Annotated in this window: 11 protein-coding genes and 3 pseudogenes; 2 read left to right on the forward strand and 12 right to left on the reverse strand. The window is 48.1% G+C overall.

Going from position 1 to position 14,966, the window contains the following annotated elements; all coding sequences use genetic code 11:
• Positions 1-65 precede the first annotated feature (65 nt).
• On the forward strand, positions 66-2,510 hold the full coding sequence (gene fadE / locus ACJHYO_RS07940) for an acyl-CoA dehydrogenase FadE (protein WP_000973130.1): 2,445 nt from the start codon (positions 66-68) through the stop codon (positions 2,508-2,510).
• Between the two features lie 42 nt (positions 2,511-2,552).
• On the opposite strand, the gene ivy is transcribed toward fadE, so the two are convergent.
• Positions 2,553-2,999 carry an Ivy family C-type lysozyme inhibitor gene (gene ivy, locus ACJHYO_RS07945; protein WP_001308392.1) on the reverse strand — a complete coding sequence of 149 codons (447 nt, stop codon included), beginning with the start codon at positions 2,997-2,999 and terminating at the stop codon, positions 2,553-2,555.
• A gap of 180 nt (positions 3,000-3,179) precedes the next feature.
• Here ivy and yafV point away from each other — a divergent pair, with 180 nt between their 5' ends.
• Positions 3,180-3,950 (forward strand): 2-oxoglutaramate amidase, encoded by a 771-nt coding sequence (gene yafV / locus ACJHYO_RS07950; protein WP_001118054.1) that lies wholly within the window; start codon positions 3,180-3,182, stop codon positions 3,948-3,950.
• 50 nt (positions 3,951-4,000) lie between these two features.
• On the opposite strand, the pseudogene ACJHYO_RS07955 reads toward yafV, so the two are convergent.
• The 11 genes and pseudogenes from ACJHYO_RS07955 to ACJHYO_RS08005 form a co-directional block, all read right to left on the reverse strand.
• A pseudogene (locus ACJHYO_RS07955) lies at positions 4,001-4,195 on the reverse strand (ISAs1 family transposase); the annotation flags it as partial.
• 25 nt (positions 4,196-4,220) lie between these two features.
• A complete protein-coding gene (locus tag ACJHYO_RS07960) occupies positions 4,221-4,709 on the reverse strand; it encodes an integrating conjugative element protein (protein ID WP_001298174.1) in 489 nt (162 codons plus the stop codon).
• A gap of 93 nt (positions 4,710-4,802) precedes the next feature.
• A complete protein-coding gene (locus ACJHYO_RS07965; protein WP_033549824.1) occupies positions 4,803-5,306 on the reverse strand; it encodes a hypothetical protein in 504 nt (167 codons plus the stop codon).
• 228 nt (positions 5,307-5,534) lie between these two features.
• Positions 5,535-6,299 (reverse strand): annotated as a pseudogene (locus ACJHYO_RS07970) (ISAs1 family transposase).
• 275 nt (positions 6,300-6,574) lie between these two features.
• Positions 6,575-8,674 (reverse strand): phospholipase effector Tle1 domain-containing protein, encoded by a 2,100-nt coding sequence (locus tag ACJHYO_RS07975; protein WP_033549822.1) that lies wholly within the window; start codon positions 8,672-8,674, stop codon positions 6,575-6,577.
• Positions 8,659-9,201, reverse strand: a complete 543-nt coding sequence (locus ACJHYO_RS07980; RefSeq protein WP_001518352.1) for a DUF3304 domain-containing protein — start codon at positions 9,199-9,201, stop codon at positions 8,659-8,661. Before ACJHYO_RS07980 ends, ACJHYO_RS07975 begins: the two co-directional genes overlap by 16 nt.
• On the reverse strand, positions 9,186-9,740 hold the full coding sequence (locus ACJHYO_RS07985; RefSeq protein WP_000023344.1) for a DUF3304 domain-containing protein: 555 nt from the start codon (positions 9,738-9,740) through the stop codon (positions 9,186-9,188). The genes ACJHYO_RS07980 and ACJHYO_RS07985 overlap by 16 nt, the downstream gene beginning before the upstream one ends.
• Positions 9,725-10,278, reverse strand: a pseudogene (locus tag ACJHYO_RS07990) (DUF3304 domain-containing protein). The gene ACJHYO_RS07985 and the pseudogene ACJHYO_RS07990 overlap by 16 nt, the downstream one beginning before the upstream one ends.
• Before the next feature lie 438 nt (positions 10,279-10,716).
• Positions 10,717-11,481 carry a DUF4123 domain-containing protein gene (locus ACJHYO_RS07995; RefSeq protein WP_001524065.1) on the reverse strand — a complete coding sequence of 255 codons (765 nt, stop codon included), beginning with the start codon at positions 11,479-11,481 and terminating at the stop codon, positions 10,717-10,719.
• A gap of 12 nt (positions 11,482-11,493) precedes the next feature.
• A complete protein-coding gene (locus tag ACJHYO_RS08000) occupies positions 11,494-13,725 on the reverse strand; it encodes a type VI secretion system Vgr family protein (protein ID WP_410232435.1) in 2,232 nt (743 codons plus the stop codon).
• A 220-nt stretch (positions 13,726-13,945) separates the two neighbouring features.
• On the reverse strand, positions 13,946-14,464 hold the full coding sequence (locus ACJHYO_RS08005; RefSeq protein WP_001142963.1) for an Hcp family type VI secretion system effector: 519 nt from the start codon (positions 14,462-14,464) through the stop codon (positions 13,946-13,948).
• Between the last annotated feature and the right edge of the window lie 502 nt (positions 14,465-14,966).

A 14,966-nucleotide genomic window follows, 5' to 3' on the forward strand; every position in this document is an offset into this window, starting at 1 on the left:
TTACATCCACTACAACCATATCATCACAAGTGGTCAGACCTCCTACAAGTAAGGGGCTTTTCGTTATGATGATTTTGAGTATTCTCGCTACGGTTGTCCTGCTCGGCGCATTGTTCTATCACCGCGTGAGCTTATTTATCAGCAGTCTGATTTTGCTCGCCTGGACAGCCGTCCTCGGCGTTGCTGGTCTGTGGTCGGCGTGGGTACTAGTGCCTCTGGCCATTATCCTCGTGCCATTTAACTTTGCGCCTATGCGTAAGTCGATGATTTCCGCACCGGTATTTCGCGGTTTCCGTAAGGTGATGCCGCCGATGTCGCGCACTGAGAAAGAAGCGATTGATGCGGGCACCACCTGGTGGGAGGGCGACTTGTTCCAGGGCAAGCCGGACTGGAAAAAGCTGCATAACTATCCGCAGCCGCGCCTGACCGCTGAAGAGCAAGCGTTTCTCGACGGTCCGGTAGAAGAAGCCTGCCGGATGGCGAATGATTTCCAGATTACTCATGAGCTGGCGGACCTGCCGCCGGAGTTATGGGCGTACCTTAAAGAGCATCGTTTCTTCGCGATGATCATCAAAAAAGAGTACGGCGGGCTGGAGTTCTCGGCTTATGCCCAGTCTCGCGTGCTGCAAAAACTCTCCGGCGTGAGCGGGATCCTGGCGATTACCGTCGGCGTGCCGAACTCATTAGGCCCGGGCGAGCTGCTGCAACATTACGGCACTGACGAGCAGAAAAATCACTATCTGCCGCGTCTGGCGCGTGGTCAGGAGATCCCTTGCTTTGCACTGACCAGCCCCGAAGCGGGTTCCGATGCGGGCGCGATTCCGGATACCGGGATTGTCTGCATGGGCGAATGGCAGGGCCAGCAGGTGCTGGGAATGCGTCTGACCTGGAACAAACGCTACATTACGCTGGCACCGATTGCGACCGTGCTTGGTCTGGCGTTTAAACTCTCCGACCCGGAGAAATTACTCGGCGGTGCAGAAGATTTAGGTATTACCTGTGCGCTGATCCCGACCACCACGCCGGGCGTGGAAATTGGTCGTCGCCACTTCCCGCTGAACGTACCGTTCCAGAACGGACCGACGCGCGGTAAAGATGTGTTCGTGCCGATCGATTACATCATCGGCGGGCCGAAAATGGCCGGGCAAGGCTGGCGGATGCTGGTGGAGTGCCTCTCGGTAGGCCGCGGCATCACCCTGCCTTCCAACTCAACCGGCGGCGTGAAATCGGTAGCACTGGCAACGGGTGCGTATGCGCACATTCGCCGTCAGTTCAAAATTTCTATTGGTAAGATGGAAGGGATTGAAGAGCCGCTGGCGCGTATTGCCGGTAATGCCTATGTAATGGATGCTGCGGCATCGCTGATTACCTACGGCATTATGCTCGGTGAAAAACCCGCCGTGCTGTCGGCTATCGTTAAGTATCACTGTACCCACCGCGGGCAGCAGTCGATTATTGATGCGATGGATATCACTGGTGGCAAAGGCATTATGCTCGGGCAAAGCAACTTCCTGGCCCGTGCTTACCAGGGGGCACCGATTGCCATCACCGTTGAAGGGGCAAATATTCTGACCCGTAGCATGATGATTTTCGGTCAGGGGGCGATTCGTTGCCATCCGTACGTGCTGGAAGAGATGGAAGCGGCGAAGAACAATGACGTCAACGCGTTCGATAAACTCCTGTTTAAACATATCGGTCACGTCGGTAGCAACAAAGTTCGCAGCTTCTGGCTGGGCCTGACGCGCGGTTTAACCAGCAGCACGCCAACCGGCGATGCCACTAAACGCTACTATCAGCACCTGAACCGCCTGAGCGCCAACCTCGCCCTGCTTTCTGATGTCTCGATGGCTGTGCTGGGCGGCAGCCTGAAACGTCGCGAGCGTATCTCGGCACGTCTGGGGGATATTTTAAGCCAGCTTTACCTCGCCTCTGCCGTTCTGAAGCGTTATGACGACGAAGGCCGTAATGAAGCCGATCTGCCGCTGGTGCACTGGGGCGTACAGGATGCGCTGTATCAGGCAGAACAGGCGATGGACGATTTACTGCAAAACTTCCCGAACCGCGTGGTTGCCGGGCTGCTGAATGTGGTGATCTTCCCGACCGGACGTCATTATCTGGCACCTTCTGACAAGCTGGATCATAAGGTGGCGAAGATTTTACAAGTGCCGAACGCCACCCGTTCCCGCATTGGTCGCGGTCAGTACCTGACGCCGAGCGAGCATAACCCGGTTGGTTTACTGGAAGAGGCGCTAGTGGATGTGATTGCCGCCGACCCGATTCATCAGCGGATCTGTAAAGAGCTGGGTAAAAACCTGCCGTTTACCCGTCTGGATGAACTGGCGCACAACGCGCTGGCGAAGGGGCTGATTGATAAAGATGAAGCCGCTATTCTGGTGAAAGCTGAAGAAAGCCGTCTGCGCAGTATTAACGTTGATGACTTTGATCCGGAAGAGCTGGCGACGAAGCCGGTAAAGTTGCCGGAGAAAGTGCGGAAAGTTGAAGCCGCGTAATTGAATAACGGAGCCGAAAGGCTCCGTTTCTTTATCCGCTAATTATTTAAAATTAAAGCCATCCGGATGGTTTTCCAGGCTGCCGGTCAACGCCGCGAACAGCACCGTTTTACCATCAATCGAAAGCGCATCGTTCACATTCAACCAGGTGAGTTTCTCTTGCGACGTTTTCTCATCAATAGTCGAGAACAGCCCCGTCATCTGATTAGATTTCTCGGACCACATCACAGCGATACGTTGCGAGCCACAGTCATGCGGTTTGCACGCGCTCATCACCTGATACGTCTCATCTCCCAATGTCACGGTTTGTGCGGGAGTATAAGTACCGCCTTTCATCACCCAGGCAGGCAGCTTATGCCCTTGCACCATCTGATTAAACGCCGCTTTGGTGGTTTCGCCCTTTGCAAGACTGCTAATGGTTAAATCATCCTGCGCCATTGCACTGGTGGCGATGACCAGAGCGGCGACTGTCGTTATTGCCTTAAACATCATTCCTCCCGGGCTTATCCTGCCCATGTGATTAACTCCCTAAAGCCTGGCGATAACACGATAATTTGCAAATCAGATATTTCCAATATCAGCATTTGTTATCAATTTATTCTGCGCTAAGGCAACTGCCTGATAAGGTGTTAGAGTTATAAAACCCTTCGCATAAAGGAGTTGTACACCGTGCCTGGTTTGAAGATTACGCTTTTGCAGCAACCACTGGTGTGGATGGATGGTCCTGCCAACCTGCGCCATTTTGATCGTCAACTGGAAGGTATTACCGGGCGCGATGTGATCGTTCTACCGGAGATGTTTACCAGCGGCTTTGCCATGGAAGCGGCAGCTTCGTCGCTAGCACAAGATGACGTAGTGAGCTGGATGACCGCTAAAGCGCAGCAGTGCAATGCGCTGATTGCAGGCAGTGTTGCATTACAAACGGAGTCTGATTCGGTTAACCGCTTTTTGCTGGTTGAGCCGGGCGGCACGGTACATTTTTATGATAAGCGTCATCTGTTCCGCATGGCAGATGAGCATCTGCATTATAAAGCGGGCAATGAGCGAGTGATTGTGGAATGGCGCGGCTGGCGTATTTTGCCGCTGGTGTGCTACGACTTACGTTTTCCGGTGTGGTCGCGCAATCTCAACGATTATGACCTCGCCATCTACGTTGCCAACTGGCCTGCACCGCGCTCTCTGCACTGGCAGGCATTGCTGACAGCCCGCGCGATTGAGAATCAGGCGTATGTTGCGGGATGTAATCGCGTCGGCAGCGATGGCAACGGCTGCCATTATCGCGGTGACAGCCGGGTGATTAATCCACAAGGCGAGATTATCGCTACTGCCGACGCGCATCAGGCAACGCGCATTGATGCGGAGCTATCGATGATGGCATTGCGGGAATATAGAGAAAAGTTTCCGGCATGGCAGGATGCGGATGAGTTTAGGTTGTGGTGAGTGGGGGTTGTGTTTAGGGCCGGGGAGAGTCGGGGAAGACTACGAAAGCCCGCTCTCCTGCGACGACTTTTATCACAGGAGTGTGGAAGTGCTTTTCCATCAATCGCAATGACGTCTATGTCGTCTGAAGAATGACATTCACGCATCCGGTTAATAAAGCATTCGTGAAATTTTACTGAACGGATACAGGACATAACTCTGATTATGGTGTCGTGAACAGGATTACCATTTTCAAAATCACCATATTATTAGCAGTAATTATGTTATTAATCATTGTGATATTTCCATCTCTGTGATTAATACCGGATAAGCATTTAATTGCAGAGCTTGCACAAAATTATCGCAGATAACTGGCAATAACAATAACCCATCAGCCCGCTGCTGTAATACCTCCATTCGTTCTACTGATTCAACATTAACAACCAAACCAAGGGCATTTAGCGATTTAAGGATCTCCAGATGTTCACTCATCCAGCGCAGAGAAAAAGGATCATCACCAATTATAAAAACAGGCCCCCAGCCGGTTAATAACTGACGTTTCATTACGGAGCCAGGATGAAGTCGAGTACATATTACAGGAAATACCCCCTGTTGCGATGGTTCCGATGATGTGGATAATTCAGAAATATTTTCCATTGTTAGTGAAGGATTAACATCCATTAATAATGGTGAAACAACCTCACTTTCCTTGCCAGTAATGGCTGCACTAAACTGAAGGGAAAATAACAATATTATTACGTATAAACTCATTTTTAACATAACACATTCAATCCGTTTATTCATGTTATAGAATAATAATGATGCTATAAATCATCATTAATGTTCAATTATTTAATCACACAATTTAAAAAATCATTGACCAATGTGAATTGGCAATGTACCACGCAAGTTAAAATCACTGAATATTTTATCAATTTCTCTTGCAGTTTCTATATATTTAACCTCTTTCGTACTTGCATTATAAATAGCCCAAGCCTCGGGATGGGATGTTCCACCAAACCTTACAAAAAAACTTGATTTCATATTATTATATAAATTAACATCAGGAAAAGGATCTTCTCCAAAATTAGTAGTATTGAATAATGAAAGTTCGTATCGCTTAGAAAATTCTGTTGGTAGGATAGCTTCACTGCCATCAATAGCATTCATCCAGAGTTTGTTACCATTATATTCCAACAATAATCTCTGTTTTGCATGTGTCTTATCTCGTTCTTTAACGACAGCGAATACCTTTTTAACAACTTGCTGTGCGGATGGTCCTATTGTATTACCAAAAGCTGGCAACCCGATTTTGCCATAAACACTCTCCTGAATGAAATAAATATCCGTTTTATCGGCCTCGACAATATCTACCATTTATCCCTCCAAACAAGACCTGACGCCAGGACAAGAGCATAGTGTGTAGTAAACACTTCATGCTCTTGCCCTGACCATTGAAATAACAACTTTCATTTGTTTACTGTACGCTGTCTAAATAGCTGCGTGGAATAAAGTTGCACTTTTTATCATCCCTTGCAGAGCAAGATTACGAAAGCCCGCCCCCGCAAGGACTGACGCGAGGTAGTCTCTGTCCGCAGCTGCTTTTCACATCTTACATCTTGCCCCTGCCTTGAGTATCTTATCTTTCGTTAAAGTATTAATAGCGATCTTCCGTATCCCTGAAAATAATTATGCTGCATTTCCTCTTCTTATTTTGAAGTCGTCTTTATTCATTACCACATCCAGATGCCAGTGCAGCTTATTCTCCACGTACCAGTGATTTCGGTTCGCTGTGGCGAACTTCTCTGCGGTTAAATCAGCAGAAATGCTATAATATCTGTCCGTCATTTCTGGCTCTTTCTTTTGTTCTGTTATTATTGAACGAAAGGAGACTGCCATGCATAATTTCTTCAGCTCTTTCCATTCAAACGTGAAATCAATAAGTTCATCAGGGACATCGCAAATAATATGAAGACGGATTTTAATGACATAAATCGCTCCCTTGCGGCGACTCTTGTCATAAGAGTGCCGAAGCGTTTTTCCATCAATTGCCATGACATCTTTATCATCTGAGGAATGGCAGTCACGCATCCAGTTAATAAAGCACTCATGAAATTTTGCAGGACTGATACAGGATACAACTCTGGCAATGATATCGTGAACAGGAATACCATTTTCAAAATCACCATATCACTTCAAAAAATCGGGATGTGTTTTCCCAAATCCTCTATATCTTCCCAGCCTTATGCACCAAAAATAACGGCGCAAATAGTTAACAGATAGAATATCTGGCAATTTATGTTCCACTTTCCAGGCTTGCCTGGAATCGGGGATAATAGAAATATGTTCCATCAATTTTTTAAGATCCATTTTGCCCCCCTTAATTATGCAATGAGTATTTGATCATGCATAAGCAATGAAAAACAGCTTTAGGTAATAAGGAACACCTCAATTATTGAACATAAAATGCGAATTATTTAGTACAAAAAGTGTACTCCTGATGATCTTTCCCTGATTACTTGACCTTTCCCTGGGAGTACAGAGTGAAGTTTCCGGCATGGCGGGATGCGGATGGGTTTGAACTGGGGTGATTAGGCACTACATGTCTACATTTTCCCGGTCTCCAACCCCTCAATCTTATGAACTTAACCTCGGCTCACCGTTTTCGATTCCATCCAATAAATGACCCGGTTGGATGTGGGCTGATCGCCAACAACTTCGCCATCTGCAGAGATTAGCTTCAGCTCTTTATTAGCCTCATCACCGAAGTAAATCATGCGGTAGCGAAAATAACCGCCCCAGGGTTCGCGTCCACCCAGCGAACTTTGCATAAACCAGGCGCGGGAGTCGTGAACCTGGTCATCATAGAGAGCCAGTAATTCAGCGCAGGGCTGAGTTCGCGTTCCCGTTCCCGTTCCCAGTGAATCAATAAAAAATTGTGGATAGAGTCCGTCTCCCATAGCCTTAATTTGCTGATATTCTTTTGCTTCATCATCGCCATTAATCAGATACACCGGATATTTAGGAATGACATCCACAAGAATCTGAATGGCTCTCTCCGTGACGCTGCCGTTAATATCGCGCGTCCATCCTTTATAATCGCTCTGAAATTCTCGGGCTGCCTCTCGCAACTGGTACTGAGCGTTCGTCGGGTCAAGGATAGGTATGCCCTGATTACTTTCATCAAGTGTGCCATTGCCTTTCTGCTTGTTCACCCGCTCTTTTTCGATATTTTCCATTTGTTCTTCGCGCGCTTGGGCCTCTTTATCAAGTCCATCTTTATCCAGTTGTGGCGCCTTAATATAAAAAGGTTGTACAAGAAGACTGTTATTCGCATAGCGACCGATACGCCAGGCGGTGATCCAGCCGATCTGGTCACTAATTGCGCTTTCAAGAACCTGGGCAAGTTGATAGGGGTGATAACCTTCCCTCGTATCAATCATTTCTTCTGTGCCCTGCAAAGTGGTGTTCAGCAGCGTTTGTCGCCAGATGTTGAAGCGTTTTGTTAATGAATTAGCAATCGTAAATTCCTTTACGCTAGAAGGACTCATAATTCGCAGAGGCGACACACCTTTTATTAATGGAGTAACAAATTTAGAATAAACAGCAAGTGGTGCTCCTGAATCAAATGCAGCAAGATACATATCATGCAGGGCTATCTGAGAAAGAATGTCGCCTGAGTCACCACAGGACTTCCCCTGATCGCGAACGGGATAGCCACCACCGACATCAGAGTGCATCCCCGGATAGATAATTTCCTCTGCATTTAAAGGATAATTTCCGTCTGGACGACGGATTGAATCCAGCGGAAAGCACAGCCGCTGCTCATGCGCGGCAACGAAGTGGCGGCAGCATTTAATCAGGCCGGGAAACTGCCTCTCATCAGGGAGTTGCTGAGTACTATCGGCCCATCCCATATGACCGGCAGCGCCCGGTAAAACATGCGCCGCCCCCACAGAAGCTACGGTATCCAGCAGCCCCAAAAACTCAATACTGACAGCTAACCCGGCCAGCATCACCTGTTGCTCCTGCGGGCAAGCTAACTGAGTCAACCAGTTAACAAAAGTTCGTGCTTCCGCTGCGCCACGGGAAAATCCGTAGATAAACAGCTTTACGTTTAGCAGGCGCGGACTGGCTTGCTCTAACAGTCCCTGTAATTTTTCCAGGTAGGGGTTAATCACATTGCGACGATTCACTTCACCAGTCATAGGCCAGGGAGCGCGCATAAGAGGAATGTGCTCTTTTGCCACATTATCATCCAGTCGCTTATGGGAAGGGTCAATGGAATAGCTCAGGGCATCCACGAGGCGTAATAATGCCCAATTAATTCGATCTTCACCACCAGTAGCGAACTCCAGCCCGCTGTTGCTGTAATCCATTTCACCTATCTTGGGAAATGGTGTGCCTACACCCGGTATATAGTAGTTAAAATATCCCTGTTCTTCTGCGTTCTGATAGGTCGTATGAAACAGTTTGGCAATATTGGTTGGGTGTCCAGGAGTGTCATTATATTCATTATTATTTGTACCATCAAAAAACAGACTAATATGCAGACTTTGATTACACGTAAAGCCAATTCTAAATCCAGCCTGTTTACTACAGTTGGTTTTGTGCTCTTCTGTTTTATTGATTTGTTTTAGGTAGTTCGCGTTTACCTGCGCTTCAGATAATATTAATCGCCCATCTTCAGGGAACACCGGGGGGGCATAACACGGAAAAGCCAGACCACTTATTTTGCTGGACATGTTGCAGGTTCCTTCATCTCGCGGGGTTCTTTGATAGGATAATTCGGTGTACCATAGCCCTCGCAGACGGTTGTCACTTTAATCTGATTACACGGCAGAAAATGAACGGTCAGGCCACAACGTTCAGCGCCGTATTCCGGGATATCAACAATTACTTTATATTTTTGATAATTTGCAGCATGTTTAGCATAAGCATCTTCTTCATAGCCAAAACCTTCTTTTTTCATTGCAATAGGTTCAAGGGGGGTCGGGTCTACTTCCCACTCGATCCGGGCTTTTAATCCAGAATGCCACTTCTCTGGTAACATTATGCAGCAATATCCACCGCCCAAACCATGGACCCGATAACCATTTACGGTGAACCAATTAATACTGATACCTTTAATATGATTTATTGCCCGGAGATCACCTGCAGTATAATCGTCGTAATTAGCTGCTGAGCAACCCGAAATCACCATCAAAATTAATACCAGACAGCCTTTAACTACTTTTGTTATATTCATTCCATTTCTTATTTTGCTGGACATGTTGCTGGTTCCTTCATCTCGCGGGGTTCTTTGATAGGATAATTTGGTGTGCCATATTTCTGGCAGACGGTTGTCACTTTTATCTGATTGCACGATAGAAAATGAACGGTCAGGCCACAAAGCTCAGCATCATATTCCGGGATATCAACAATTGTTGAATATTTTCTAAAACTGTTTAGCGCAACTTTCTTCCATGCTTCAAATTTCTCCCTGTCCTTATAGCCTGGAGGCAGAGGAGCTGTATTTGGATCAACCTCCCACTCAACTCGGGCTTTTAATCCAGAATGCCACTTATCTGGCAGCATAACGCAACAATATCCTCCACCGTCCCCGAATGGACCAATATTTGGTCCGCCGTAACCATTGATGTGTATATAATTTATAGCCTTATCCGTATGATTTATCCCGTTAATATCCACAGCAGTGTAATCACCGCTATTTCTCGCCATTGAACAGCCTGATACTGCAAATAAAATCATTAGAGAATAACATTTGAAAATCGCTCTCATACTTATACTTTTCCTTATTTTGATGGACATGTTGCTGGTTCCTTCATCTCGCGGGGTTCTTTGATGGGATAATTTGGTGTACCATACCCTTGGCAGACTGTTGTCACTTTTATCTGATTGCATGGCAGAAAATGAACGGTCATGCCACAACGCTCAGCACCGTATTCCGGGATATCAACAATTGCGGTATGTTGAATGTAACTTTCTTTGAGTTTTTTCTCCCAGGCCTGATATTTATCCCAATCCTTATAGAGTGGTGGCAGAGGGACTGTATTTGGTGTAATTCCCCACTCAATCCGGGCTTTTAATCCAGAATGCCACTTATCTGGCAACATAACGCAACAATACCCCCCCGCTCCCCGAACGGAACTATATTTTGCCCGCCATAGCCATTGATACTGAAATAATTAATAGCAACATCGGTATGGTTCATACCTTTAATATCTCCAGCAGTGTAATCACCGCTATTTCTCGTCATTGAACAGCCTGGCACTGCAAATAAAACCATTAGCGAAAAATATTTAAAAATCGCTCTCACACCAATACCATTCTTTATTTCGACGGGCATATTGCTGGTTCCTTTACTTTGCGAGATTTTGATTAATTGGTATTATTTCTACGACAACAAAGCTTTGACAAAGAAGCAAATAAAACACATATCTTTCGATTGTCACACATTGGGATATCGACAGAGCATTGATGATATTACGCAAAATATATTGCAACCACGTGAACTGACATTACGATCGAACACAAATGCAACATGATGGATACTACCATTACATGTCGAGCTTGATTTTCCGTTTATTTCACGATTATCTCTTGATATTAACAGCTACGGAATTTTAAAAAGATAAATATACACATCGTCCTTCAAGCTGACTCTGCGTTGGCTGCGTTCACTCACCCCAGTCACGTACTTATGCACGCTCCTGGGGATTCGCCCGCTTGCCGCCTTGATGCAACTTGAATGATTTTGTGTATACCCCTGTACATCACCACAATATTATCCCTCGAAGTCCCGCAAAGCCCCGAAATATCCCGCGTCATTGGCCCTGATAGCAATATCAAGACAGTGCGAAAAATAGCTTTCCTGACTGAGTTCACTGACTGCTTTCTCCTTCATCAGGGCTTCAGCGTCGCAGATACAGCCCATCAATCCCACCTGTACATCATCCACCCGATTCATCTCCGGGTTGTCAGTAAGCCTGCGTTCTGGTGAAAAACTTCCTGATTTCCAGTTAATCTCTCCATCACGGTCTAACCAGCTCCAGAACAATGCAATATCCGTAAATGTCGCTTGCTGCTCGTTGGTCAAAACATGAGTGAACAGTAAAGGGAACACCCGATTATCATAGTAACGCAGCAATCCGGTCTGTTCTTCCCACTGAACCTGTGACAATACCTGAAGATGCCGCCCCAGCAGGTCGAATGTAAGAGGGGATATCAACAAAGTAAGACGCGGCGTATCAGCAAATGACGCCATCAGTTGTGCCAGAAATTTGCGATGGCTACTGAGCGCAAAGTACAGGCGTAACACTACAGGGGAATACTCCATCGTCTCAGCTTCAGGCGTTCCTTCAAACAAGGCATACCAGTGAATGGCTGGCCACAGATGAAGCATATCATTTTGCAAAGGTTGGTCTGTTCCAGCCTGGTCAACAAGCACATCTATGTAATCCAAACCAGCGGCAGAACAGAATGATTCAGCCTGCTTCAGCCAGATAATATATTTGTCTTGATCGGTAGCGTGTGGCGATACTGTTATCATTGTCTTTCTCCCTTATCCACGAGGCGCAAAAGCGGCGGCGGCTTCCTGCGCCCTTTTCAGGCACTCCTTACACACCGATTTTTCTGGCGCTTCCTCACCCTCATCGTTGTTATCATTCTGATCGGACGATGCATTACTATCATTTTGCTCAGCCGCTAAACTTTTATCATCTGCCAGCGCTTTCAGCACCGTCGGTTGCAGCGTCGGCACCGGCGTTCCCGGACTACCGCCGCTATTGAGATTGATTTTCGGCCCGACGATGTCCACGCCCCCTGAATGGATGACCACAAACGAACCACCCACTTTCAGGCTTATCCGGCTGCTGCTCTCCAGCACGATTTCCCCGTCCACCTTTATCCCCAGCGCGCCACTCACCTTCCTCGCCAGGTCCCCCTTCACCACCAGGCTGTGCTTTCCCTCCACCAGGCTGACATGGTTCCCCGTCGTCTTATGCTCCTGCTTCCCTTTCACCGTCACCCTACGGTCATTTCTGACGTACAGGCCGTCATCATGACTCACGCTCACCGTCCGGTCGTTCGTCACCTTCAGCGTCTGGTCGTTGCGTACCGTTATGCGCCGGTCATTCGCCACCGTGATACTCTGGTCGTGGCCCCCTTCTTTTCTGGTCCCGACCTGAACCGTCTGCCCCTTCACCACCGTTATCTTCTGGTCGTTACCGATGGTTTCCGTATGGTCATGTTTCACATCCGTTGTCCGGTCGTTGAGCACCTCCGTGTCCATGTTCTTCTGCGCATGGATATACACCTGCTCATTACTGGTGGCGTCTTCAAACCGCAGCTCGTTAAATCCGCTTCCTTTATAGGTTTTTGACCGGATGGTCATCTGCGTCTTCGTTCCCGGCAGGTCACCCGGGGAGCGGTTATCTTCATGGTACGTCCGCCCCATGACCACCGGCTGGTCCGGGTCTCCGTTCAGGAAATCAACAATCACCTCCTGGCCCACCCGCGGTATCGCCAGATTGCCGAAACCCGGCCCCGCCCACGCCTGTGACACCCTCACCCAGCACGAACTCGCCTCCGTTGCCGGGTTATACCTGTCCCAGTGAAACTGCACTCGCACACGTCCGTGTTCGTCGCAGAAGATTTCCTCTCCTGCGGGACCGGTGACAATGGCGCTCTGTGGCCCGTCCACCTTCGGTTTGCTTTGCAGCCGTGGACGCCACGTCCGGTCTGCCGGTATCACCTCTAACTGATTTCCCAGCGTGGTTCCTCTCCCCTGGCTGCCGTGAAGCGCCTGCGGCTGGTCTCCTGACAGAATGCTCTGTACCACCTGCCATTCACGGTTCAGCATCTTCTGCGGATGCCCCGTCAGCGTAAACCGCGTCCCCGGCCACAGCTTCGGCGAATTACTCTGCCCTGTGGCCTTTTCCGCATCACTGCGCAGGCTCTCCATCCGGTACAGCGTGAAATCCTTGCCGTGCTGCTCATCCTTGAACCTTCCCGGATAATCAAATATTTCATACTGTTCAAGCTGTCCGTTCAGGCTCTCACCCTGCTGCTCATACATCCCCGGCCAGTCCGGCACCTTAAACGTGTAATCCTGGCTCTGCACCGACGACGGGCGGACATGCGCCTCATAACGGAACATACTGACACACTCCGTCTCCGCTCCTGCCGATGTGTCCGGGTTAAACGGAAACTCCCCCGCCTGTGACAGCCCCGCCACATCGTCGCACAGCGTCAGCTTCTGCTCCGGACTGTCCGCCGCAAACCGCTCAAAGAAGAAAATCCCCTCCTCCGCCCACAGCCGCGCCAGAAACGCCAGGTCCGACTCCCCGTACTGCACACAGAACTCCCGCGCCGGATGGTCCTCATAAAACAGCGGCGTCCACTCTGTGACGCCGTTCTCGTTCAGTAACGTGGCCGATATCGTCCGGATATCCTGCTGCTGGAAGATGCGGAAGTTCTGCCGCAGCCCGCACCGCCATAACGGCGGCTCAATACGCAGGTGATAACGCATCTGCCAGCCGTTGTTCTCCTGCATACCAAACCCTGCCACCACGCCAGTGACATAACGCTGCGGGATGACGCCCTGCCAGATGGTCAGCGTTGCCTTCTTCTCCAGCAGCATCTCCGCCGTCTGCATAAAAGAATCGCTGGCGACATCCACACTCATCACAAACGGATAAGACTGGTTCTGGATTAACCTGAAATTCACCACTGCAAAGGTGTCCGGCTCCTGGCCGTCAACCTCCAGCGTAAAGCGAAGACCTTTTAAGGACATAATGACCTCCCTGATTCATTCACGGACCAAATGATTCCCACCATGCAGCAAAGGGTGCCAGTGCAGCGTTACACTCATCTTTACATTTTCAGGTACGCTACCGCCCGGGTTTCCGGCATCCACCATCTCCCTCATGAAAGCGTAACTCCTTACTGACACTCATTTTTTACACGTACAAAAACAACATCCTGCACGGAGGCAGGATGTTGTTGACTCAGATTTATGCTTCCAGCGGTGCACGCCAGTCATCGGCACCAGAAGTACCGGATTTGATGTGCTCCCACTCAACCTTACGGTAGGCCAGTGATACTGCGAGCAATTGCGTAAACTCACGCTGTGCAGGGTCCTGGCAGTGCGGCATATGCAGGTTCATGTCCACAATCGTCGCGTCAGTAAGACGTGTGGTGAAGTAGTGCTCCTGCTTGCCTTCAACAGAGGTACGCCACCAGTGCAGCTCCACTTTCGGCAGCATTTCACCGGAGGCCAGCGCGTTGTACAGCAGCGGAACGGCTTTGTTCAGCGCCACGGTGAAAATGAACGGTTTGTGAGCACGCTGCCCGGAAGGCTGACCAGACTGCGGATCGGTTGGAACAGTAACGTTATGCAGAAACTCCTGCACCAGCATTTCATCTTCGTGTCCCTGCACGTAGATATTGCCGACAGAATCTGCGGTGAAAGCACCGGCAGTGATGTTCCCCTGGGTCTGACCTGTAATTGAAATGTAACATGGGGTTGGCATTTATGAACTCCTTGTGAAATTATCAACTGCTGTTTTACGAACAACCCGTCGTTAATCCCCGACAGGTTAGAGTGTGATGCGGCTCACATCAGGAACCACACCCTTTTCTTTATTCGAGTTACAGGCACACGTAATTAGCACCTACCGAAAAACTCTTTTATGGTGTTTAAATATATTTTTAGTCAATTTCAGAACACGATCACATAAGCTAAAAATATATCAACATCAACAGTAGAATTATCCATAACGTATCCTTACCCCCATAAAAACCTACAATTTCTTCAAAAATCAATCATTACAACACTTACTTCACAATCGTTCCGGCACGCAATTAAGATATTCCTTAAAGGAATTTCTTATGATGTATTTCTAGCAATTAATTAATTTATTTATAAAACCATACATAAAACTTATTAATCAATTTAATAAACGCATATAAATCAATGCATTATGTAACTTTATTAGCCGTAAAATCATATTCACTAAGTCTATAAATACCAAA

The organism is Escherichia sp. WS1118, assembly GCF_046487695.1.
GTDB classification, from domain to species: Bacteria; Pseudomonadota; Gammaproteobacteria; order Enterobacterales; family Enterobacteriaceae; genus Escherichia; species Escherichia coli.

Bases quoted from the DNA above. Each gene is read 5' to 3' on its own strand.
- ACJHYO_RS07985 (WP_000023344.1), bottom strand. From the start codon at position 9,740: ATGTCCATCAAAATAAGGAAAAGTATAAGTATGAGAGCGATTTTCAAA.
- fadE (WP_000973130.1), top strand. From the start codon at position 66: ATGATGATTTTGAGTATTCTCGCTACGGTTGTCCTGCTCGGCGCATTG.
- ACJHYO_RS07960 (WP_001298174.1), bottom strand. From the start codon at position 4,709: ATGTTAAAAATGAGTTTATACGTAATAATATTGTTATTTTCCCTTCAG.
- ACJHYO_RS07980 (WP_001518352.1), bottom strand. From the start codon at position 9,201: ATGTCCAGCAAAATAAGAAATGGAATGAATATAACAAAAGTAGTTAAA.
- ACJHYO_RS08005 (WP_001142963.1), bottom strand. From the start codon at position 14,464: ATGCCAACCCCATGTTACATTTCAATTACAGGTCAGACCCAGGGGAAC.
- ivy (WP_001308392.1), bottom strand. From the start codon at position 2,999: ATGTTTAAGGCAATAACGACAGTCGCCGCTCTGGTCATCGCCACCAGT.
- ACJHYO_RS08000 (WP_410232435.1), bottom strand. From the start codon at position 13,725: ATGTCCTTAAAAGGTCTTCGCTTTACGCTGGAGGTTGACGGCCAGGAG.
- ACJHYO_RS07975 (WP_033549822.1), bottom strand. From the start codon at position 8,674: ATGTCCAGCAAAATAAGTGGTCTGGCTTTTCCGTGTTATGCCCCCCCG.
- ACJHYO_RS07995 (WP_001524065.1), bottom strand. From the start codon at position 11,481: ATGATAACAGTATCGCCACACGCTACCGATCAAGACAAATATATTATC.
- ACJHYO_RS07965 (WP_033549824.1), bottom strand. From the start codon at position 5,306: ATGGTAGATATTGTCGAGGCCGATAAAACGGATATTTATTTCATTCAG.